Origin of the sequence: Methylomarinum sp. Ch1-1, from assembly GCF_030717995.2 — a bacterium.
GTDB classification, from domain to species: Bacteria; Pseudomonadota; Gammaproteobacteria; order Methylococcales; family Methylomonadaceae; genus Methylomarinum; species Methylomarinum roseum.
The window spans coordinates 3,514,252-3,536,357 of sequence record NZ_CP157743.1 but is presented as its reverse complement, the minus strand read 5'-3'; the positions used below and the strand labels follow the sequence as shown (position 1 = coordinate 3,536,357).

General features: G+C 51.4%; 23 protein-coding genes. 11 read left to right on the top strand and 12 right to left on the bottom strand.

Annotated features, from left to right (window positions below; all coding sequences use genetic code 11):
* Nucleotides 1-36 precede the first annotated feature (36 nt).
* Entirely contained in the window at nucleotides 37-660 is a 624-nt protein-coding gene (locus Q9L42_RS16170; RefSeq protein ID WP_349431410.1) for an ABC transporter substrate-binding protein, read from the top strand.
* Nucleotides 661-677: 17 nt separating this feature from the next.
* A complete protein-coding gene (locus Q9L42_RS16165) occupies nucleotides 678-1,823 on the top strand; it encodes an MlaA family lipoprotein (protein ID WP_432648855.1) in 1,146 nt (381 codons plus the stop codon).
* Between the two features lie 172 nt (nucleotides 1,824-1,995).
* Here the strand turns inward: Q9L42_RS16165 and Q9L42_RS16160 are convergent, their stop codons facing one another.
* The 4 genes from Q9L42_RS16160 to Q9L42_RS16145 are packed head-to-tail and all read right to left on the bottom strand — an operon-like array spanning nucleotide 1,996 to nucleotide 4,280.
* The gene (locus tag Q9L42_RS16160; protein ID WP_349431409.1) at nucleotides 1,996-2,406 is read right to left on the bottom strand and encodes a CBS domain-containing protein; all 411 of its coding nucleotides are present in this window, start codon (nucleotides 2,404-2,406) and stop codon (nucleotides 1,996-1,998) included.
* Complete coding sequence (locus tag Q9L42_RS16155) at nucleotides 2,403-2,753, bottom strand: P-II family nitrogen regulator (RefSeq protein ID WP_305907384.1); 351 nt, start codon at nucleotides 2,751-2,753, stop codon at nucleotides 2,403-2,405. The genes Q9L42_RS16160 and Q9L42_RS16155 overlap by 4 nt, the downstream gene beginning before the upstream one ends.
* Nucleotides 2,754-2,769: 16 nt before the next feature.
* Entirely contained in the window at nucleotides 2,770-3,549 is a 780-nt protein-coding gene (locus Q9L42_RS16150) for a DUF1538 domain-containing protein (protein WP_349431408.1), read from the bottom strand.
* Nucleotides 3,546-4,280, bottom strand: a complete 735-nt coding sequence (locus Q9L42_RS16145; RefSeq protein ID WP_305907385.1) for a DUF1538 domain-containing protein — start codon at nucleotides 4,278-4,280, stop codon at nucleotides 3,546-3,548. Before Q9L42_RS16145 ends, Q9L42_RS16150 begins: the two co-directional genes overlap by 4 nt.
* 1,031 nt (nucleotides 4,281-5,311) lie before the next feature.
* On the opposite strand from Q9L42_RS16145, the gene Q9L42_RS16140 reads away from it, so the two are divergent.
* The 3 genes from Q9L42_RS16140 (at nucleotide 5,312) to Q9L42_RS16135 (ending at nucleotide 6,397) form a co-directional block, all read left to right on the top strand.
* On the top strand, nucleotides 5,312-5,530 hold the full coding sequence (locus tag Q9L42_RS16140; RefSeq protein ID WP_305907387.1) for a hypothetical protein: 219 nt from the start codon (nucleotides 5,312-5,314) through the stop codon (nucleotides 5,528-5,530).
* Nucleotides 5,491-5,625, top strand: a complete 135-nt coding sequence (locus Q9L42_RS21530) for a universal stress protein (RefSeq protein WP_432648854.1) — start codon at nucleotides 5,491-5,493, stop codon at nucleotides 5,623-5,625. Before Q9L42_RS16140 ends, Q9L42_RS21530 begins: the two co-directional genes overlap by 40 nt.
* 478 nt (nucleotides 5,626-6,103) lie before the next feature.
* The gene (locus Q9L42_RS16135) at nucleotides 6,104-6,397 is read left to right on the top strand and encodes a hypothetical protein (protein WP_349431407.1); all 294 of its coding nucleotides are present in this window, start codon (nucleotides 6,104-6,106) and stop codon (nucleotides 6,395-6,397) included.
* Nucleotides 6,398-6,473: 76 nt separating this feature from the next.
* Here Q9L42_RS16135 and Q9L42_RS16130 read toward each other — a convergent pair whose 3' ends face one another.
* The 5 genes from Q9L42_RS16130 to Q9L42_RS16110 all read right to left on the bottom strand — a co-directional run bounded on the left by Q9L42_RS16130 (nucleotide 6,474) and on the right by Q9L42_RS16110 (nucleotide 10,769).
* Nucleotides 6,474-6,773: a DUF1488 family protein gene (locus tag Q9L42_RS16130; RefSeq protein ID WP_305907389.1), complete on the bottom strand. Its 300-nt coding sequence runs from the start codon at nucleotides 6,771-6,773 to the stop codon at nucleotides 6,474-6,476.
* Between the two features lie 311 nt (nucleotides 6,774-7,084).
* Entirely contained in the window at nucleotides 7,085-7,600 is a 516-nt protein-coding gene (locus Q9L42_RS16125; protein ID WP_305907390.1) for an adenine phosphoribosyltransferase, read from the bottom strand.
* Nucleotides 7,601-7,713: 113 nt separating this feature from the next.
* Nucleotides 7,714-9,576 (bottom strand): 1-deoxy-D-xylulose-5-phosphate synthase, encoded by a 1,863-nt coding sequence (gene dxs / locus Q9L42_RS16120; protein ID WP_305907391.1) that lies wholly within the window; start codon nucleotides 9,574-9,576, stop codon nucleotides 7,714-7,716.
* Between the two features lie 70 nt (nucleotides 9,577-9,646).
* Nucleotides 9,647-10,543, bottom strand: a complete 897-nt coding sequence (ispA, locus tag Q9L42_RS16115) for a (2E,6E)-farnesyl diphosphate synthase (RefSeq protein ID WP_305907392.1) — start codon at nucleotides 10,541-10,543, stop codon at nucleotides 9,647-9,649.
* The gene (locus Q9L42_RS16110) at nucleotides 10,536-10,769 is read right to left on the bottom strand and encodes an exodeoxyribonuclease VII small subunit (protein WP_349431405.1); all 234 of its coding nucleotides are present in this window, start codon (nucleotides 10,767-10,769) and stop codon (nucleotides 10,536-10,538) included. Before Q9L42_RS16110 ends, ispA begins: the two co-directional genes overlap by 8 nt.
* Nucleotides 10,770-10,881: 112 nt before the next feature.
* Between Q9L42_RS16110 and parE the strand changes: the two genes are divergently transcribed.
* Nucleotides 10,882-12,771, top strand: coding sequence for a DNA topoisomerase IV subunit B (gene parE / locus Q9L42_RS16105; RefSeq protein WP_349431404.1), 1,890 nt, complete (start codon nucleotides 10,882-10,884; stop codon nucleotides 12,769-12,771).
* A gap of 534 nt (nucleotides 12,772-13,305) precedes the next feature.
* On the opposite strand, the gene Q9L42_RS21525 is transcribed toward parE, so the two are convergent.
* Nucleotides 13,306-13,683: a cell wall hydrolase gene (locus Q9L42_RS21525; protein WP_432648853.1), complete on the bottom strand. Its 378-nt coding sequence runs from the start codon at nucleotides 13,681-13,683 to the stop codon at nucleotides 13,306-13,308.
* Between the two features lie 85 nt (nucleotides 13,684-13,768).
* Here Q9L42_RS21525 and Q9L42_RS16100 point away from each other — a divergent pair, with 85 nt between their 5' ends.
* Nucleotides 13,769-14,314, top strand: a complete 546-nt coding sequence (locus Q9L42_RS16100) for a DUF6444 domain-containing protein (RefSeq protein ID WP_349431337.1) — start codon at nucleotides 13,769-13,771, stop codon at nucleotides 14,312-14,314.
* A 168-nt stretch (nucleotides 14,315-14,482) separates the two neighbouring features.
* Complete coding sequence (tnpC, locus tag Q9L42_RS16095; protein ID WP_349432745.1) at nucleotides 14,483-15,337, top strand: IS66 family transposase; 855 nt, start codon at nucleotides 14,483-14,485, stop codon at nucleotides 15,335-15,337.
* Here the strand turns inward: tnpC and Q9L42_RS16090 are convergent, their stop codons facing one another.
* Complete coding sequence (locus Q9L42_RS16090) at nucleotides 15,338-15,691, bottom strand: hypothetical protein (RefSeq protein ID WP_305907393.1); 354 nt, start codon at nucleotides 15,689-15,691, stop codon at nucleotides 15,338-15,340.
* A 685-nt stretch (nucleotides 15,692-16,376) separates the two neighbouring features.
* Nucleotides 16,377-18,203: a cyclic nucleotide-binding domain-containing protein gene (locus Q9L42_RS16085; RefSeq protein WP_305907394.1), complete on the bottom strand. Its 1,827-nt coding sequence runs from the start codon at nucleotides 18,201-18,203 to the stop codon at nucleotides 16,377-16,379.
* Between the two features lie 230 nt (nucleotides 18,204-18,433).
* Between Q9L42_RS16085 and Q9L42_RS16080 the strand changes: the two genes are divergently transcribed.
* Genes Q9L42_RS16080 through parC form a run of 3 tightly spaced genes read left to right on the top strand, consistent with a single transcriptional unit; the run spans nucleotide 18,434 to nucleotide 22,007 of the window.
* A complete protein-coding gene (locus tag Q9L42_RS16080; protein WP_305907395.1) occupies nucleotides 18,434-19,273 on the top strand; it encodes a CvfB family protein in 840 nt (279 codons plus the stop codon).
* Entirely contained in the window at nucleotides 19,270-19,767 is a 498-nt protein-coding gene (locus Q9L42_RS16075; protein WP_305907396.1) for an acyl-CoA thioesterase, read from the top strand. Before Q9L42_RS16080 ends, Q9L42_RS16075 begins: the two co-directional genes overlap by 4 nt.
* A gap of 2 nt (nucleotides 19,768-19,769) precedes the next feature.
* A complete protein-coding gene (parC, locus tag Q9L42_RS16070; protein WP_349431403.1) occupies nucleotides 19,770-22,007 on the top strand; it encodes a DNA topoisomerase IV subunit A in 2,238 nt (745 codons plus the stop codon).
* Nucleotides 22,008-22,106: the final 99 nt, after the last annotated feature.

The window sequence follows — 22,106 nt, the reverse complement described above, 5'->3', positions numbered from 1 at the left end:
TGAGATACCGTTCAAGGGGTTTTGATGATTAATAAAATGTTTAAAATGACTATTGGCGCGGCAGTTATTTTACTGTCATTGATAGGCGGCAGCGTGTTTGCGCAGTCAGAATCGGCCGACGAACAAGAAGTGACAGCCAGACAGGTTGTCGAAAATTTTCAGCAGGTGCTGATTACGGTGATGAAGCAAGGCGAAAAGCTAGGTTTTCAAGGCCGTTATGACAAGATGGAAGAGGCCATCAAGGACAGTCATGATTTGCCTAAGATAGCCAGAATTGTGGTCGGCAGAGAATGGCTGAAATTGTCGCCAGAACAACAGGATAAACTGACCGATGTGTTCAGTCAGTTAAGTATTTCCGCCTATGCGCATAACTTCAAAGAATATTCGGGGGAGTCGTTCGAATTCGTTTCCGAGGACGAAACCGCCAGGGGGGGAGTCATTATCCACACCTTATTTGTGATACCGGATGATAAAGACGTCAAATTTGATTATATGTTGAAGAAAAAAGGCGACAGTTGGCGAATTATTAATATAATTGCTAATGGCGTCAGTGACTTGGCATTGAAGCGATCAGAATATACCAGTGTCCTAATGCGAGAAGGGTTTGATGCGTTGATAGCAAAAATAACCGAAAAGATAGATAATTACAGAGAACAATAATCCGATTAAGGTTAGTCATGATGGTTAGTGAAAATCTGCAAAATAAAAATATTTCAGGGGCGCTGTTAGCTCTGATGGTGGCGGTCGCTTTATCCTTGAGCGGCTGCGCCGGCACTCAAGTTGCCGAACAGGAAGCGGTGGCCGAAGAAGTAGTGACTGAAGCCGTTGCCGAAGCGGAAGCAAGCAAAACAGACGAGCTCGAGACCGATGTTGTTGAACAAGAAGACGAAGTTGATCCCTATGAAGGTTTTAATCGGAAGGTTTTTGTTTTCAATGATAAGCTGGATACCTATGTCGCCAAGCCGATTTCAGACGCCTATTTGTGGGTGACGCCGGAATTTGTGCAAACCGGCGTTGCCAACTTCTTTAGTAATTTGAAAGATATTAACGTCGTCCTGAACGATGTCATGCAAGGTAAACTGCAGCAAGGCTTGGAGGACACCGGGCGTTTCACGATGAACAGTACGGTCGGATTGTTGGGGCTGTTCGATGTCGCGAAGGAAGTGGGTTTGGAAAAACACGAAGAAGACTTTGACCAGACATTGGCGGTCTGGGGAGTCCCGGAAGGTCCGTATCTGGTGTTGCCGATCCTCGGCCCGACTACTTCGAGAGGCCTGCCTGGCGGGGTGTTTGATGCGGCCGCTAATCCGACTACTTATGTCGGTCTGCCGGTACAATTGATCGCGATGTTGAATGCCCGTGCGAATGCCGAGGGGGCGTTGAAATTCATCGATGAAGCGGCGTTAGACCCTTATGTGTTTACCCGGGAGTCTTTTTTGCAATATCGCAGAAACCTGGTCGCAGACGGCAAAATCGACATCAGCGATGATGTGTTTGATTTAGAAGACGAATTCTACGAGGAAGAGTTATATGAAGAAGAGGGCGGCAATGGCGCCGATATAACCGAGCAGCAGCAAACCGCCGAGGTAGAAGAAGATATCGATCTTATTTCCGACCAACAACCACAAGAAGTCGTTACGACGGTCGATGTTGCGGAAAATAAATTAGCTCAGGCGGAAGGTTTTAAATTAAGGTTGAGCGCCGATATCGAGGAATTCGACCAGGCTTCGGGGTCTTTCGATAGCGCAGTCCGCTCGTTTGACGAGGCGACGCGTTCCTTTGAACAAGCAGTGGAAAAGCTCGATCGCTTAGAAAATAATTAACAGTTTTAAATATCTGGTTTCAGGTATTTCGCGCAAACCCCTTATTGTTAGGCAATAAGGGGTTTTTTTTGGTTCTTTGCCAGGCGATCGAGAAATTTCATTTTCAATGATTATAGCGGGTTGGATGGCCGATCGAATTCTCGTTTCGAATCGGCTCGGTCTGTTGTTTGCTTCATCGAATGATGCGGTAGAGCCCATCCAACACAAGGGAATTGGGGCTGACCACGCCGATAATGATATTGTTTTCGATAACCGGCGCCCTGACCAAATCGTAGCGGGCGAACAATCGCGAACAATAACGTATGTCCATGTCAGGACTGACGCTGATCAGCGGCTTCAGCATGATTTCAAAGACGTTGACGCGGTCCGGCGCGCGATCTTTGGCGAGGACGTGACGGGCGATATCCCCCGAGGTGACCATGCCGTACTCGTCGTTCTCGTCACGCTTGTTGACGATCAGCACGGAGGTTTTACGGGATTTCATTTTTTTTAGCGCGTCGCCCACGGTGGCGATGCCGTCGATGGTGCTGAAATCGGTTTTCATGACATCGCGGACGCGGATGACGGCAGGAGTGGTGTTCATAGTTTATCCTCGATCTCACTGGTTAAGGCTTCGACTTGATGCATGACCCCTATGGCGTCCTCGACATCGATCTGGAAGGCGATACCGGTGCCTGGCGCGGAGTCGAATTGAGCCACGCTGGCTATTTTCTCAAGGATGTGGCGGCTCAGATGTTCTTCCACCAGAAAAAACAAGATATCTCGCTGGGTTTCCAGCGTCAGTCCCAAAAAGGTTTTCGAGCGTTGCATGCCTTCGCCCCGGGCGTTGCTGACGACGGTCGCGCCTTTGGCGCCTTCCTGACGTGCGGTATCGAGTACCAAATCGGTTTTGTCGTCCTCGACAAAGGCAATGATGAGCTTAAAATGCATGGCATATCCTGACGATTCAATAGGTTGTTGTGGAGTTGCGCCTGGCGCGCCACTCGGCCAATTTGGCATAGGCGAGCACGGCGATAATCGGAAACAAGCACGCGAAGGCGATCAGGCCGAAGCCGTCCAGCAACGGATTACGCCCTGGCACCTGGGTGGCTAGGCCGAGTCCCAGTGCGGTAACCAAGGGGACGGTGACCGTCGACGTCGTGACGCCGCCCGAATCGAACGCCAAGCCGACGATCAACTTAGGCGCAAACAGTGTTTGGATGATCACAATCACGTAACTCGCCGAGATGAATAAATACAGATTGCTGCCGGTCACGATTCTAAACGTGCCCAGCGCCAGTCCCACGGCGACGCCGAGGGCGACCGCCAGCCGCAAGCCCCAAGCATTGATGGCGCCGGCCGAAATCTGTTGCGCTTTGAGGGCGACGGCCAGCAACGACGGTTCGGCCAACGCCGTGGCGAAACCGATACATGCTGCGAACGCGTAAACCCAGGCATAAGCATGCCAGGCCACGCTCTGCGATTGTGGATCGATGCCCAGAAACTCCGCGGAAGTGAGCTGCTCCGCCATCAGGCTGCCGAGCGGAAACAGCGCGATGTTCAATCCTTCCAAAAAGAACGCGATGCCGAGCAGTACATAAATAAAACCGATCAGCATTTTTTTTGGATGGGCGACGCGCTGCCGAATCACGGTTACCTGAAACAACACGATGATCGCCGCAATCGGCAGGACATCGCGGCATGTGGCCAGCAGGGTCGAGGCGAATTGCGCTAGCCAGCCGTTCATACCGTAAAACCGTAAACCATGACGAAGATAATGGGTGTCAACGAAGCGAAAGCGATCAGCCCAAAACCGTCGAGCATCGGGTTGCGGCCTTTGATCGACGACGCCAGGCCTACGCCCAAGGCGGTAACCAGCGGCACGGTAATGGTGGAGGTCGTGATTCCGCCCGAATCGAATGCCAAACCGACGATCTCGGCCGGCGCGAAAGGCGTCATCGCGATCACGCAGCCATAGCCGCCGATGATCAGATAATGCAAAGGCCAGCCCTTAATGATTCTTAACACCCCGAGAATGAGCGCGAAACCGACGGACAAGGCGATCGTGACGCGCAGCCCCAACGCATAATGGCTTTTAGCGTCGACGCTGTTTTCGATGATATCGCCCTGACCGGCCATATTGGCGGCTTCGTCGGCGACCGCAACCAGTGCGGGTTCGGCGATGGTGGTGCCGAAACCCAGGCAAAATGCGAAAACCAGTAGCCAGAACAGACTCCCTTTGCGGGCGAAGGCATAAGCCATCGACTCGCCGATCGGGAATAGGCTTTGTTCCAATCCCTGGATGAACAAGGTTAGCCCCACCACGACAAAGAACATGCCGGCGAGCAAGCGTCCGACATCGGGTATCGGTTGCCGGATGATCAACAGTTGAAAAATCACCACGACAATTAAGACCGGAAGCAAATCCAGCATACTCCTGAAAAATTGCTTGCTGAAGCGGTTGTGCCGAATAGGCATGCGATTACCCGATGTCACGAATCAGAGCGCCAAGTATAGCTTAATATGCCTGATTGACTCCATACCGGCGCTAAAACGCCAGCAATTCCCATCAGTTTGAACGTTTTAGCGGTGTTTAGAGCATGGGGAGTGTCTGTCGAGGACATCCTCGCCAAACACATCCCATGCCCTTTTTGAACGCTAAACTGATGGGAATTGCTCAGGGCTCCCTCATTAAAAAATACCTGAATCAACAGACTGGTTAATATCGCGCCATCCCTCAGGGCGAGGCGGGTTATTTAACCCGCCCCGAACGTTTAACTTACTCTAGTCACGGTTAATTCGTTCAGGATCTCGTTGACCTGCATTTCGCATAGCGACATGCGGCTACTTGTTTTTCGCGCAAAGGGTGACTGCCCGTAGGAGGCCCGCCCTCGGGCCGAATGGCTCTTTTCGCGCCAAAGGCGACGCTCCTACGCAAAGCACTGTCTTGCCTTCGGATGTGCCGAACTGCGTGAAACGCATCAAAAACCGGCGCGCTTCCTCTCGTCAGCACACCCTAGCGCATCGCAGGGCGGCTTCGCGAAGCAAGCCGCCAAAACCGCTGTTGCATGCCAATGTAGCCTTGCCTTCGGATGTGCTTCACAGCGTGAAGCGCATCAAAAATGGTGCGCTTCCTCTCGTCAGCACACCCTACCCACATCCGTGAGATGGATCACGCGCAGCGGATCGGCTAAAAGCATTCAATGCGCGCGGGGCGGGTTATTTAACACACCCTAAACGTTTAACTTACTTTAGGCGTATTTGTTGCTAATTTTCTGTTTTGCCACTCATTCATTTAATGAGGTAGCCCTGGGGAATTGCTGCTAAAACGCATACAGGAACGCGCGCAACTGAAGCTGCAGCTGAAGACCAACAAACCTTAGACAGCCCCCATAATCAAGCACTACAATCTGAATAGTATGAGGTAGCATCGAACCTTAAATGATTTCGGTTTTTGGTGAGCAGAGAGCCGGTCCGAAATCTGCAGCTTCTTCTCTTCCGGTAACGACATGGCATTCGAAGGCGTATTTTTACAAATAGCCGCGATTTTGGCGTTGGCCGCCATCGGCGGCGCACTGGCTCAATTATTGCGGCAACCGCTAATCGCCGCGGTGGACTTCGATCCCGACGAACCCGATCTTGGGGAACAGGCGCTAAACGGCGACGCCTATCGGTGGACTTGGTCGTTATGGGAACGTTGGGCCAGACGGGTATTTCCGGATTCCTGATCGGCAATACCGCGGAAGCGATACTCGACCAATTGCAGTGCTCAGTGCTCGCTATCAAGCCCCCTGGCTTTCGTTCTCCGGTGACAATTGAGTAGGCAGGGAGGCATGCGATCCCGACAATGTGTCGGCGATGCTCGCTCAACGCGTGTCACGATAACACATTGTACGACTCAAGGCGTCGTCCAAAACCGGCCGGCAGCAATTCTCACTTTGGATAGCAAAGAGGCCGCTAAACACCACGAAAACGCTCAAACTGATTGCTGACCGGCCTGGCAGGTTCTTGCAAGGTTCGATCGTTTATGGCCAGGAAATTAAGGTTTGCCGGAATAAACTTTACGGCCGCATCGCTCCAGCGGCATAAGCCGGTTCAAGCGGCGACGCGGAAACGACGAATTTGCTATAACTTCTCGCCATATCCGCACCAGTTCACATTCGACGCAGACTCAAGAGCGTGAGGTCGTGTGACTGAACCCGACGAACATTCGGACTAAACAAACACAACCATGCCGGCGAGAACCTTGAAACTGCCAGTGCTGAATTTGGCCTAAGTCGCTGTATTCGTTGCTATGGCTGATGCCGATCCTGTTGGTGATCGGTTTGCAATCATGGACCGAGAAGCCGGTTTTGGTCAGAGAAATCGAAGCCGGAGATTGGCGTAAGGTGTGGGTATTGGCGATGTCCGGTTTAATCTGCGGACTATGCTGGGAAATGTGGAATGCTTGTAGCCTTACCCATTGGAAATATGATGTCCCATATGCGCAGCGTTTCCAGATTTTCGAGATGCCGTTACTGGGCTATTTGCCATTCGGTATTTTCTGCGCTCTGTTTGCCGATTTCATGCTTCCTTCCTCGCTAAGGCATGCTTGAATTTATCGAGAAGAATGCTGGGTCTCTTACTGCCGTAAGAGAGGGCTATGGTTCACTGAGGGGCTCGATTTAGCGGTTAAAGATCATTGGCGCGGATCAGAACGGAGCCATCGGCTTCATAGTGTTCGTTTTCGATCAGGTTTCTTGCGGCTTCCTCGACGATTGTTCGGTGTCGGGCCAGCAAGCGCATGGGCTCTTCTTCCGAGGCGCCGAATTTAGTGTTCAAGGTCTTAAGTGATATTCGGCAAAGCACTCGTTTTCTATCGATCTCCGCCGCAACGGTGGCAACTTCGGTCATGGCGTTCCAGCATTCGAGTCTGGGGAATGTCACGCCCTTGTTTTTTGAGTCGGCTGTACGTGGATAGGTTAATTTCATACGCCGTCCTGTTTTTTGCAGACGCGTAAGGCATCTGCATTCTGGGGCTTCGAAAAAAATGTTTGTGCTCGATTCTTTAAACGTTCACGGTACATAGGGTTGGTCTCTAAAAAGTGGATGGTTAAGGTCTCCTGCGGTCGCTTTTCGTTCTAGATAGCGGAACGTCATCATTGTCGCGGGCGCTGATGCGCTGATTGGCCAAAAAGGGCGGAGTCCTTCGTCATCAGGCAGGGAATCAATACCCTACTATACCCTAACATCAGTTGAATTGCTGATTTATATTTAATATCAGCATGATAGCGGCCTTGCTGTCAGTAATGCAACAAGGAATGGACTTGATAGTTGTCCAGGGCCTTGCGGCCATCTAAGAAATCGAGTTCCACGACAAAGGCGCAGGCGACCACTTGGGCGCCGAGTTTTTCGACCAGTTCGCAACTGGCTTTCGCGGTGCCGCCGGTCGCTAGCAGATCGTCGATCAACAGCACCTTGTCGTTGCAGTCGAAAGCGTCGATATGGGCCTCCAAGGTTGCCGAGCCGTATTCGAGGTCGTAGGAAACGCTTTGCACATCATAGGGGAGTTTGCCCGGCTTGCGCAGCGGCACGAAAGGGATGCCCAATTCCCAGGCCACCAATGAGCCGAAAATGAAGCCGCGCGCCTCCATGCCGGCAACGGCGGTAATATCGCGGCCCAGGAACGGGCTCAGTAGTTGATGCACCGCGAGTCTCAGAGCCGCTGGGTCTCTGACCAATGGCGTGATATCTTTGAAAATAATGCCGGGCTTGGGAAAGTCCGGAATATCGCGAATTTTGTTTTTTAATCGTTCCATAGCGTCATTGTCGGGTTGTGAAAATTTTCACCGCAGGGCGGGAAGTCGCTGAGACTGTTGGTTTTTATCAATCTCTGCGTCTTCGCGCCTTTGTGATTTATCCTGAGTCTTTATCAGGCGCAGAACGCCTCGATTTGAGCGGTGATGCCCACGGCGTCGAGTTTGCACAGGCTGAGCAGTTCCTCGCGGCTGCCTTGCTCGATGTATTCGTCCGGCAGGCCGATGTTCAATACCGGCATCAGAATCCGCTGGCGATGCAGGAATTCGTTGACGGCGCTGCCGGCGCCGCCGGCGATGACGTTTTCTTCGACGGTGATGAAAGCATCGTGGGTTTTGGCCAGTTCCAGGATCAGCGCCTCATCGATCGGTTTAACGAAACGCATGTTGGCGACGGTGGCGCCGAGCTGCTTGCCGGCTTCCAGCGCCGGGCTGACCATTGAGCCCCAGGCCAGGATGGCGATGCGGCCGCCCTGATGACGGATTTCGCCCTTGCCGATTTCCAGTGTCGACAGCTCGCAATTGACGGCGACGCCGGGCCCTTTGCCGCGCGGATAACGCACCGAGGCCGGGCCTTCATAGTGGTAGCCGGTGCTCAGCATCTGCCGGCATTCGTTTTCGTCGGCCGCCGCCATCACCACCATGTTGGGGATGCAGCGCAGGAAACTGTGGTCGAAGCTGCCGGCATGGGTCGGCCCGTCTGGCCCAACCAGCCCGGCGCGGTCCAGCGCGAACAAGACATCGAGATTCTGCAAGGCGACGTCGTGGATCAGCTGATCATAGGCGCGTTGCAGAAAGGTCGAATAAATCGCCACGACCGGCTTGGCGCCCTGACAGGCTTGGCCGGCGGCCAAGGTGACGGCATGCTGCTCGGCGATGGCGACATCGAAATAACGCTTCGGGAAACGCTGGGAAAATTCGACCAGGCCGGAGCCTTCGCGCATCGCCGGGGTGATGCCCAGCAGACGCTCGTCCTGTTCGGCCATGTCGCACAGCCAACGGCCGAACACCTGAGTATAGGTCGGGTGCGGCGACGGCGCGGCCTTCGGCAGGCTATCCTTGCTCGGGTCGAAGGCCGGTACGCCGTGATAGGCCAGCGGATCCTTCTCGGCCGGGGCGTAGCCCTTGCCTTTCTTGGTCACGACATGGAGAAACACTGGGCCGGTCAGATCCTTGATATTCTCCAGCGTCGACACCAGCATCTCCAGATCATGGCCGTCGATCGGGCCGATATAATTGAAGCCCAGTTCCTCGAACAAGGTGCCCGGCACGATCATGCCCTTAACGTGTTCCTCGGTCTTGCGGGCCAACTCCCACATGCTCGGCATGCTGCTCAGCACCTTCTTGCTTTCCTCGCGCACCGACGAATACAGCTTGCTGGACAGCACCTTGGTCAGATAATTGTTCATCGCGCCGACATTCGGCGAAATCGACATGTCGTTATCGTTCAGAATCACCAGCAGATTGGCGTTGACGTCACCGGCGTGGTTCATCGCCTCGTAGGCCATGCCGCCGGTGATGCTGCCGTCGCCGATGATCGCCACCATCTTCTTGTCTTCGCCGCGCAATTGCGAGGCGATCGCCATGCCCAAGGCGGCGCTGATCGAGGTGCTGGAATGGCCGACGCCGAAGGCGTCGTATTCGCTTTCCGCGCGCTTGGGGAAGGCTGAGACGCCGCCGTAAGTACGGATGGTCGGCATGCGTTCTTTGCGGCCGGTCAGAATCTTATGTGGATAAGCTTGATGACCGACATCCCAAACCAACTGATCGGACGGGGTATCGAAGATATAATGCAAAGCCACCGTCAATTCGACGGTGCCGAGACCGGCGGAGAAATGGCCGCCGGACAGACTGACGGTATGGGTTAAATACTCGCGCAGTTCCTTTGCCAGTTCCGGCAATTGTGACTTGCTCAGTTTGCGGACATCGGTCGGCAGATCGATCGTGTCGAGAAGAGGATATTTTCCTGAAAAGGTCATGGGTCAATCAGTTCCTTTATGTTTTTGCCGCTGATTATGAAGATTAATAACCAACTCTTCAAGTAGGTTATTAATGATCGCGCTCGATGATATATAACGACAGGTCGCGCAGCAAGTCGGCTTCGGCGCCTAAATCGCTTAGGCTCTCCAGGGCTTGCTCGTGCAATTCCTGGGCTTTTTGTTTGGCCCCGGACAGGCCTAATAAAGCCGGGTAAGTCGGCTTGTCATTGTCTTTGTCTTTACCTTGGGTCTTGCCCAATGTCTCGGTGTCGCTTTCTTCGTCGAGTATATCGTCTTTAACCTGAAATGACAGACCGATGCATTTGGCGTAGTGATCCAGTTTTTTACCGACAGTTGGGTCCAAATCTTCCTTGCACAGCGCCGCCATGTTGACGCTGGCGCGAATCAAGGCGCCGGTTTTGTGAATGTGCATGTTTTCTAGTTCCGGCAGCGTCAGCTGGGTTCCGACAGACTCCAGGTCGATCGCCTGACCGCCGACCATGCCTTGGGAGCCACTGGCTTTAGCCAGGCTGGTGATCATGTTCAGACGAGCGGCGGGCGTAGCGTTGATGCTGGGGTCATGGGCCAGGGTTTCGAACGCCAGCGCTTGTAAGGCATCGCCGGTCAGAATGGCTGTCGCCTCGTCATAGGCGACATGGCAGGTCGCTTTGCCGCGGCGCAGATCGTCATCATCCATGGCCGGCAGGTCGTCATGGATCAAGGAATAGACATGAATGAATTCAACGGCGCAGGCGGGGCCATCCAGTGTGTCTTCGGCAATGTTCAAGGCTTTGCCGGTGGCATAGGTCAGCAATGGGCGCATTCTCTTACCGCCGTCCAGCACGGTATAACGCATCGCTTCATGCAGTTTTCTGGGCAGAATGTTGTCACTGGGCAGACGAGCCTCCAAAGCTCTTTCGACGCGGTTTTGACAGGCTGTCAGATAATCTTTTAATGCATTACTCATCGTTAAATGGCTCCAGGGTTTGTTTGCCGTCTTTTTCCAGTAAAACCTGAACCTTCTGTTCAGCATCCTGCAACGCTTTCTGGCAGATACGGGTTAATTTGATACCGCGCTCAAAGGACTGCAGCGACTCTTCCAGGGTAATGTCGCCTTGCTCCATTTGTTCTACCAGCTGTTCCAGTTCCGCCATAGAATCTTCAAATAATGTCGTACTTTTTTTTCTCGGCATATAAATAAAGGGTGTTGTGATACGATGTACCGCCTGCCGGCATGGGAGAGATGCCGGAAAGCAAAAGTAAACAAACTATTATATATGAATTTATCCCGAGTGATTAGGAAGTATGAGCAACGAATATAACGCGGCAGCGATTGAGGTTTTAAGCGGTTTGGATCCGGTGCGTAAAAGACCGGGCATGTATACCGATACCACGCGCCCCAATCATCTGGTGCAGGAAGTCGTCGACAATAGCGTCGATGAAGCATTGGCGGGCCATGCCGATAGCATAGAAGTCGTTTTATATAAGGATGGATCTGTGCGGGTTAAGGACAATGGCCGCGGGATGCCGGTCGATCTTCATCCAGAACAGGGCATCCCCGGTGTCGAAGTGATTCTGACCCAGCTGCACGCCGGTGGTAAATTTTCCAACAAGAATTATCAGTTTTCCGGGGGGCTGCACGGTGTCGGCGTTTCTGTCGTCAATGCGTTATCGAAAAAATTGGACATCGAAGTCAAACGCGGCGGCAGCGTTTATCAGATGAGTTTCGCCCATGGCGATAAACAGACCGATTTGCAGGAGACCGGCTCTGTCGGCAAAGCCAATACGGGCACGACGATCCATTTTTGGCCCGACGAAAGTTATTTTGATTCCGGCAAGGTTTCCGTCAACAAACTGAAGCACGTGCTCAGGGCTAAAGCGGTGTTGTGTCCAGGCTTGAAGATCTCATTACAGTCAGAGACCAGCGACGAGGAATGGACTTGGTGCTATCAAAACGGTCTGGAGGAATATTTACTCGATCGTGTCGGAGAAGTGGAACTCTACCCGGAACAGCCCTTTATGGCTGAGTTGTCCGGTCATGACGAGGCGGTGGAATGGGGAATCGTCTGGACTGCGGAGAGTCTGCCGGAGACCATTGCCGAAAGTTATGTCAACCTGGTGCCGACCGCCCAGGGCGGGACTCATGTCAACGGCTTGAGAGCGGGGTTGACCGAGGCGATGCGGGAATTCTGCGATTTCAGAAACCTGTTGCCGCGCGGGGTCAAGATCGCGCCGGAGGATGTCTGGGAAAATTGTCATTTCGTGCTGTCGGTCAAGCTGGAAGATCCGCAGTTTTCTGGACAAACCAAGGAGCGTTTGAGTTCGCGCGAATGCGTCACCTTTGTTTCCGGAGTCGCGAAAGATAGTTTCAGCTTATGGTTGAATCAGCATCCTCAGGAAGGCGAGAGGATCGCCGAGATCATCCTGGCCAGTGCGCAAAAACGCCTCAAGTCCAGCAAGAAAATCGTTAGAAAAAAAGTGACCGCCGGTCCGGCCTTGCCGGGCAAGCTGGCGGATTGTTCGGCGCAGGATATAAGCCGTACCGAACTGTTTCTGGTCGAGGGGGACTCGGCCGGCGGTTCGGCCAAGCAGGCGCGGGACCGTGAATTTCAGGCGATCATGCCGTTGCGCGGAAAAATTCTCAATACCTGGGAAGTCGATTCGGCTCAGGTGATGGGGTCGCAAGAGGTGCATGACATCGCGGTGGCCCTCGGTATCGAGCCGGACTCCGAGAGTTTGGAAAACCTGCGCTACGGCAAAATCTGCATTCTGGCCGACGCCGATTCAGACGGCAACCATATCGCCACGTTGATTTGCGCGCTGTTTTACCGACACTTCCTGCCGTTGGTCAAGGCCGGGCATGTGTTTGTTGCGATGCCGCCGTTGTATCGCGTCGATGTCGGCAAGAAGGTTTTTTATGCCTTGGATGAATCGGAGAGACTGGGGGTTTTGGCCAGGATCGAGGCGGAAAAACTGAAAGGCAAAATCAATGTTCAACGCTTTAAAGGCTTAGGGGAGATGAACCCGGCGCAATTACGGGAAACGACGATGAATCCGGATACCCGCAGATTGGTGCAATTGACCGTCGAAGATATCGAGGCGACCCGCGAGCAGATGGATTTGCTGTTGGCGAAAAAACGCGCCCAGGACCGCAAAAGCTGGCTAGAAGCCAAGGGCGACCTGGCGGAAATTTAAGCCGGTTGAGGTTGATGGCAATATAAAGGCCGGCCACAAAGAACCGTAAATCATCGGCTATTTGCACGAACCGAACTGGGCGGATTATTCAATCCGAAGCCATACTATCTAGACTACCATTGGGGTAGTGACAAGCGATATGGCTAACGCCAAGCTTAATCCGCGAAAGCTAAGTGCTTGGCAATAAGTTTTTTTGCAAAAACGCTCATCCATGAGCACTGGATTCCGGCATTCCATGCCGGAATGACTGTGTTTATTTACGGTCGAATTATTCGCCCGACACTTAGCAAAGTGGGGGTGCGTTTGCTATGTTTCTCTCATATGCAAGCCATTATGTTATGGTATCTTGGTATTTCATAAAGACGGTGATTATTTAATTTTGACTGATCTTTATGTTTAAATGCTTATCGAATAAAAATAAATCCAGTTTGTTCTTTTCGGTATCGAAATAATTAATGATCTTTGATTCAATCATATTTTATTTCAGGTCTAGGAGTGAGTTTTCTTGGAATAAGAGTGAACCATGTATGGGTTCTAAGTGCTAGCGGATTTATTGTTATCACGATCTGCTGATGTAATCCGGCCGGTATCTTTATAAAAAATGTGTTTCCCGATTTTTGGACCACGTAACAAGGCCTTTTTCCAATACGGACTAACATACTCGGCATGATACCAAAGCGAACCTTGTGTTGGATCGCTAGACTTTCTAAAATAGATTTCCCGGGCTATGCGAATGCTTTGATGCCATGAAGTATGATTTGTCGGCCTGTCGGAGCGACCGTCGCACCACCAGGAAAATTGACAGCGATTCAATTTACGCTCACCACCTTGCTTGACCACTTCACAGACTGTGTTTGGGAACTTGGTGTCATCGACACGGTTCATCACAACGTGGCCTACGTAAGTATTCACACACCCTAGCTGAAAATACAAAATAATTGACAAACCGACACAAGAACATTGTACAAATCCATTAAGAAGCCTTAGTATTTATCCCATGCAACTCAGTAACCAGGACCTAAGCCAAATCGATGAAGACGAGCTTCTCAATTTACCGGAAGAGGAATTACGTTACCTATCGATTAAGTTACTTAACGACCTAAAAGAAGCGCGTGAGCGCTTAAGCCAAAATTCGCGCAACAGCTCTCGTCCACCTAGCAGCGAAGCGCCTTGGGATAAAGCAGCTACAGATAATACAAACGATCAAGAACAAACGGAGATCGATAAGTCTGCTGAAACGGAAGACACCGTCACCCCCCCGTCGCCTTCTAAAAAAGATCAGCAACAGTCCGCTGATCCTAACAATGAACATCAAGAACCCCGCAAACCCGGCAAACAACCAGGCGCACAAGGCTTTGGCCGAACACAAAAGCTAGCCATTACCCACTATCAAGATCATTACCCTGAAATATGTGCCTGCTGCCATCAAACATTAGAGCCGCGTCATGCTATCGCCTATGCCGCGTATGAAACAATCAATGTCGAATGGGGCGATGTTGAGCATCCAGGCATTCTAGTCACCCATACCAAGCACACTCTATGAAGTAGTGTGCGCCAATGGACATATCACGCGCAAAGAAGTCAGTCGTAGCAGTCATGCTCAATTGCCGGGTATTAGCCGAACTGAATGGCGTTTAGTGGGGCCTGGACTGGCAGCAATGATTGTTTGTCTTGCCTACCGTATGCGCCTATCGCGTGAGCGTATTCAGGAATTTTATATGACTGGTTAGGTATTAAATTAAGTGTTGGCACCATCAATAATACCCTGCATGAAAGTGGCGCAGCGGCTATGCCGCTTGAAGATGAGTTTGCACAAGAAATCATTAACAGCGAATTGCTGCATGTAGACGAAACCTCCTGGATGGAGCACACGACTTTTCTTTGGTTATGGGTGTTCAGTACGAATCGCGTCACAGCCTATTGGATTGCTACGCGTAGCGCTGAATTATTGGAAAATCTTTTAGGCGACGACTTTAATGGTTGGTTAATGAGCGATGGCTACACGGTTTATCGCAAATATCTGAGTCGGTTACGTTGCTGGGCTCATCTTCTGCGTAAAGCGAAAGGGCTCAATGAAAGCTTAAACAGAGACGCCCAGCTTTTTGGTCAACAAACGCACGATTTACTGGCTGTGTTGATAGGTGCGGTACGCAAAGCGCGAATAACACCACCTGATACGCCACTTTCTGAAACTTATCGCCTGCAATTACTGCTCTATCAGCAGATGTGTATACAAATGAAAACCCATGAACATAAGAAAACAGCAGCATTAGCCACGGAAATGCTAAATGACTGGACAGCTATTTTTCAAGTTCTGGATCAACCGCATCAGCCCTTAACGAATAATGAAGCGGAGCGAGCGTTGCGCCACTGGGTTATTTTACGCGGCATTTGCTATGGCACGCGCTCGGAAAATGGGACGCGTGTGTTCGCTATTTTAATCAGCGTCATTGAAACCTGCCGCAAAAGAAATCAGTCACCGTGGATTTATTTGGCACAAGTGATCGCAAGTCAGCGGTCAGGCTTGCCGGTACCGGCCTTGCCAATTGTTAGGGTGTCTGAATAATTACTGGCCTACAGCTTTCTTGCCTATTTCTGATTCTCCCCTAGCTTCGAAATATATATTCAAAGCGAGGCAATAAAGCTCATTTAAGTCTTCTTCTTTGTCGATATTTTTGGTATCTATAATATTTGAACTACTTATAGGGTTAACAGTTTTCATGGCATAATTAGTATTTATAGCAGAGTGTTTTGCCATGTTTTTTTGTGCATTGATATTCTGAATTATGTTGCCGAGCTGTAATATCTTTTTATTATGGATATGTAATTTAAAATCATGATCAGATTGGGTGTATCTAACTTGATACCCGTTCAATAATAAAATCATTAAACTTGCATAATTAAGTGTGTTTATATTCATAATGAACCCCACTTTGTATTACTGCATTGAATACTCAAATATGAGTGAACTAAAATTTGGACTCAGCAGATAAATGCATCATTATGTTAGGTCAATCATTATTAAGTCGATTCACCTAATTAGATAACTACATGTTGATAGGGATTCTGACATATTGTCTAATCCGATGATATTGTACATAGGTACTAAATATATTTAGTACCTATGTACAATATCACGCTTAATTTCAGCGATTTCTGTGTGCTGGCTAATTTTTGAGGGTGCATTCATATGCGTGGTTTAGAAAAAAGGGGACAAGGGAAAAAAGAGGAAAAAAAGGGATAGGCAACTTTTACTGAAGTTTCCCAGTTTGAGTATTTTTGCTGTGTTTAACCCGAGTTCGGGTTAAGAAACCAGTGTGTATCAGGTCGCTTTGTTTAGGGCATGGGGTGTGTCTGTCGAGGAGCGCCGTTCACCCAGCACCTAAATTATCCTGGAATGTAAAATGAGCCCAAAAGCCATGGATTTAGGTGCTGGGGGCTTGACAGCCGCATCCTTGCTGCCGACATCCTCGCCAAATGGGAATTGCTGCGGTAGGCGAGAATTTATTCGCATGGCGTGGCTAAATCCGCAGTTACATTCACAATTGCCGACGGAATAAGATTGACTATGGACTAGTTACACAGCTTGGAGCCTTGAACCTTGTCTATTCCAGCGTTTTAAAGAAAATGGCTGCCAGAAAGCCGAGCAGGGTCGAGAAACCGATGATTTCGCCGCCTTTGAAATAGGCTTCCGGCAGCATCGTTTGGGCGATCATCGTCAGCATCGCGCCGGCGGCGACGCCTTCGGTGAAGGCGAAGACGTCATGACTGAAGCCGGCGAAATAAATGTTGCCCAGGGCGCTGAGCAGTCCGGTGGCCAACATCAGACTGGACCACATCAATAAGATCACCGAAAATTTCATTCCTTGGCGGCGCATGCCGACCGAACTGGACAGGGCTTCCGGGTAGTTGGATAAAAACAAACCGGCCAACAAAGAGAAACCTAGGCTGGCGTGTATTAGGCTGGCGCCGATCACCAGCGCTTCCGGAATGCCGTCCAGCATCAATCCAAGCCAGATCGCCAAGGGCGCGCCCTTATGTTGACTGATGTCGGCATGAAAGGCCATGATCGGTTTGATATCCTTGCCATGATTCAGGCTTTTGATCGCATCACGACACCAAAGCTGGGCGTTGTCGAGGCTGAAATTTTGTCTGGAAACAAGATAGTCCTGGATCTCGGGGCTTTGTAAATGCGCTTTAAAGCGCCTAGCCAGTTCCGGTAGGATTCTGACCAGATAATTGAAGTCTTTGCGACGCAGCACCCATGCCGTCGTCGGCTCACGGGCCATCGCCGACATCGTGTAGCGGCTGCCGGTCATGAAGGCGTTATAGCCGAAGGCATCCTGCGCGATCAAATCGATGCTGTGGCTGAAACGGCCCTTGGCATCGATGATGGAAACGGACCCATCGGCGATAATGAACATGTGGTCGGCCGCTTCGCCTTCATGAAAGAAGGTATTGCCCTTGGCGTAATGCTTGTAGACCAGATGATTGGCGATGATTTCCAGTTCGTTGCTCGGAAGGCCGTCGAATAATTCAAACCCGCCGATACTGTGGACGATCTTTTTAAAGGCTTCGTCGTTATGTTCTATATGCACCGCGCTATAGAAATAACCTTTACGCCTGATTTGCTTGCTGGCGTCGTGACGCCAGCGATCGATCGCTTCATTCGATAGGTGATGCTGGCGATGCAGATAGTTGATGACTTTGGGATTTTGCAACCAGCGTTGCACCGCTGCGGCCAGTTCCGGAGAGTCGGACAATAAATTGTTGAAGGCGGTTTTCGGCAGCACCCACAGGCTGGTATTTTCAATGGCCCTGGCGCTGAAACGGTAAGGGGTGCCGGTGACATAGGCCAGCCAGCCGAGGTCGTCGTTTTTGGCGAGAAATAAGGAGGGGTTCCGTTCCTCCGGATCGAGCAATTCGACCCGACCGGATGCAATGATGTACAGTTCATCGCAAGGCTCGCCTTGGCTGAAGATCAACGTGCCTTGTTTGACTTCCCAGTTGTAAATCGCCTTTTCCAGGAATTTAAAGTCTTCGTCCGGCAATTGTTTGAAAACATCGACCCGTTTCAGAGCCGACAGTATGCCGCGGAAGCGGCGATGTTCGAGCCGTCTAATATGATAGAACTGGGTCGAGGCTTTTCTGACGAAGCCGCCGAAATCATTGACAACCTGGTTCAGGGCGATAAAGATTAGGCCGCCGACGATGCAACCGGAAGCCAGCGGATAAAAGGCGCCTTTGGCGAGCGTGCTGGCCACTAGGTCTATCGTCAATGCGGCCAACAGGGCGCCGCCGCCGAAAGCCATCAGGAAGGCGATGGCGCGGTCGGAGGGTTTCCAATACAGCGTCGTCAAGGTGCCCAGCGGCAACGATAGGGCGCTGAGTATGCCGAATGAGAAGGCTTCGTAGGTGGCTGGCTCTAACATCGGGGGTATGAATAGTCAGGGGATGGCAGTATTGTTTAAGGAATCTATCGCGCAAAGGTGATAGACTTTCGCATCATTTGATTCTACAGCTATTCCTTAATACGGCCAATGAAACCAATCATGCTCAAGACCGGACCGACGCGCCCTATGCTCATCCAATATCAGAATGCTTGCAATAACGCTGCCGGCTTTTACGTTTCCTGTTCCTGCACTCATTAAACTGAAGCTAGATGATTAATATCGGTAAATTCAACACCTTAAAAATTTGTAAGCGAGGCGATAGGCATCTCTATCTTGATGGCGGAGAAAGCGGCGAGATTCCATTAAAGTTAAATGAAACAAAGGGACAGCATCGAGTCGGCGATGAACTCAGGGTCTTCGTCTATACCGACGGTAAAGGCGATCTGCTGGCGACGACGCAAAAGCCATTGGCCCAGGTCGATGAAGTGGCTTGGCTGAAGGTGGTGTCTTTAAGCCATGCCGGCGCTTTTTTAGATTGGGGCTTGCCGAAGGATCTGTTGGTGCCGTTCAGCGAACAGAAATACAAGATGGTGGAAGGACGGCATTATCTGGTCAAATTGTTTCTCGACGAACAAAATCGTATTGCGGCTTCGACATTGTTGGACGATTTCATCAGGGATCAGGCGGTCTATTTAAAGGAAGGACAAAAGGTAGACTTGGTCATCGCCGATGAAACGGACTTAGGCATTAAGGCCGTTGTCAATAATCAATTTTGGGGCGTGCTTTATAAAAACGAGGTTTTTCAGAAGCTCAAGAAAGGGCAAAAAATGACCGGCTTCATCAAAAAGATCAGGGATGATGGAAAACTCGATCTGAGTTTGGATCAGGATAAGTACCAGGACAAAGTGGATTTGGCCCGCCAGAGTATTCTGGCTTATTTACAGCAACACGGCGGGGAAATGAACATCGGCGAGAAAAGTCCGCCGGAAGTGATTTACGCGCGCTTCGCGGTCAGTAAAAAGGTGTTTAAACAGGCGGTCGGCGGTTTGTATAAACAGCGGCTGATTACGCTCGATGATCATGGCATCAAGTTAACAGACAAAGCATGAAAAAACAGGAAAAGTCATTGACGATGACGGTGTTGATGACGCCGGATATGGCCAATTTCAGCGGCAATGTACATGGCGGTTCATTGCTGAAGCTCCTCGACCAGGTGGCCTATGCCTGCGCCGCAAAATACAGTAAAAGCTATGTCGTCACGGCGACGCTGGATCAGGTGTCTTTCAAGGAAAAAGTGCGGGTCGGCGAACTGGTGACCTTTTATTCCCACATCAATTATGTCGGCCGCTCGTCGATGGAAGTCGGCGTCAAGGTCATGGCCGAGGACTTGCGCAGTCAGGAAAAGAGGCACACCACGTCTTGCTATTTCACGATGGTGGCCGTCGATGACGACGGCAAATCCCTCTCACTGCCGCCGTTGCAGATAGAAACGGAGGTCGAACGAAAATTATTCGAAGCTGCGAAAATGCGAAAACAGATACGACAGGAAATTATGGAAAAGAACAAAGCATTACATGTTGATTTATCGAAGGAAAGTTTATAGGTATGGGTGTGCAGGAAAATTTTGAACAATTACCGTTAAAGGATTTTACCGAAAAAGCGTATCTGGATTATTCCATGTACGTGATTCTGGACCGGGCCTTGCCGCATATCGGCGATGGCCTGAAGCCGGTGCAGCGGCGTATCGTCTATGCGATGTCGGAACTGGGTTTGACCGCGCTGGCGAAGTTTAAGAAATCGGCGCGCACCGTCGGTGACGTGTTGGGTAAATATCATCCGCATGGCGATTCCGCCTGCTACGAGGCGATGGTGCTGATGGCGCAGGATTTCTCCTACCGTTATCCGTTGATCGACGGGCAGGGCAACTGGGGGTCTCCTGACGATCCCAAATCCTTTGCCGCGATGCGTTATACCGAATCGCGCCTGACTGCTTATGCGCAAACCCTGCTTAGCGAGCTGGGGCAGGGCACCGTCGATTGGACCGATAATTTCGACGGCACACTGAAAGAGCCGCATTTGCTGCCGGCGCGGCTGCCCAATGTGTTGCTTAACGGCACGATGGGCATCGCCGTCGGCATGGCCACCGACATACCGCCGCATAATCTGCGCGAAGTGGCGGCCGCCTGCATCCAATTGTTAGACGATCCCGAGACGCCGCTGGACCAGTTGTTGGAATTCGTGCTGGGGCCCGATTATCCGACCGAGGCGGAAATCATCAGCGCCAAGGAAGATATCCGCAAGATGTATCTGAGCGGCAACGGTTCGATCAAGATGCGCGCGCGCTATGAAAGGGAAGACAATAATATCGTCATCACTGCGTTGCCGCATCAGGTGTCAGGGGCCAAGCTGCTGGAACAGATCGCCGCCCAGATGCTGGCGAAGAAACTGCCGATGATCGAGGATTTACGCGACGAATCCGATCATGAAAACCCGACTCGGCTGGTCATCATTCCCAAATCGAAGCGTATCGATGTCGAGTCGGTGATGTCGCATCTGTTCGCGACGACGGATTTGGAAAAAAATTACCGGGTCAATCTGAACATGATCGGCCTGAACGGCAAGCCTCATGTCAAGAATCTGAAACAGATTCTGAGCGAATGGCTGGCGTTCCGCACCGAGACCGTACGCAGACGTTTACAACATCGTTTGGACAAAGTGCTGGCGCGCTTGCATATCTTGGAAGGTTTGCTGATCGCCTATTTGAATATCGACGAGGTGATTCACATCATTCGTACCGAGGACCATCCCAAGCCGGTGCTGATGGAGCGCTTCGGCCTCACCGATCTGCAGGCGGAAGCGATATTGGAATTGAAACTGCGCCATTTGGCCAAGCTGGAGGAAATGAAGATTCGCGGCGAACAGGACGAGCTGGAAAAGGAGCGGAAGGCCCTGGAAAAAACCCTGGGTTCCAAGCGTCTGTTGAACCGGCTGATTCGCAAGGAAATTGAGTTCGATGCGGAAAAATATGGCGATGACCGGCGCTCGCCGATCGTCGAACGCGGCGCCGCGCAGGCGCTGAACACGACGTCGTTGATCGCCAACGAGCCGTTGACCATCATCCTGTCGCAGAAAGGCTGGATCAGAGCGGCGAAAGGTCATGATATCGACGTGACAACATTGAACTATCGTTCTGGCGACGGCTATCTGACCTCGGCCAAGGGGCGCACCACTCAGCCGGTGTATATTCTCGATACCACCGGCCGGGTTTATTCGGTCACGACCCATGATCTGCCTTCGGCCAGGAGTCAGGGGGAACCGTTGACCGGGCGCCTTAAACCGCCGGCCGGCTCGTTGTTTAGCCACTTGTTGGCCGGCAATCCGGAAGACTGGTATCTGATGGTCAGCAGCGCCGGTTATGGTTTCCGGGTGCAGTTGCAGGATTTGTACAGCAAAAACAAGGCCGGTAAGGCATTGATCACGTTGCCGTCCGGCGCCACGGTGATTGAGCCGGCGCCGATTCGGCAGGATTCCGATCTGCTGGCCGTGGTCACCCAGCAAGGGCGCTTGCTGATCTTTCCGGTGCAAGAGCTGCCGGCGCTTAGCAAAGGCAAGGGCAATAAGTTGATACAGATCCCTCCTAAGGATTTCAGTTCAGGGAAAGATGCGGTGATTTCGGTCATTGCGTTTCCGTTCGACGGCGATTTGAAGGTGTTGTCCGGTAAGCGTCATCTAACTCTGAAGAATATCGATATCGAGCATTATTCCGCTGCCCGCGCCAAGCGGGGCGCGGCCTTGCCCAGAGGTTTTCAGCGGGTCGACAGGCTGGTGTATGAAGCCGATTAGCGCCATATCTTGGTAAGTCGTAGATCAGGTTAGTTGTCAGGAAACGCTATCGCGCACCCTGAACGGCTACTGTTCAACGCTCATTGTTTGTATTTGATA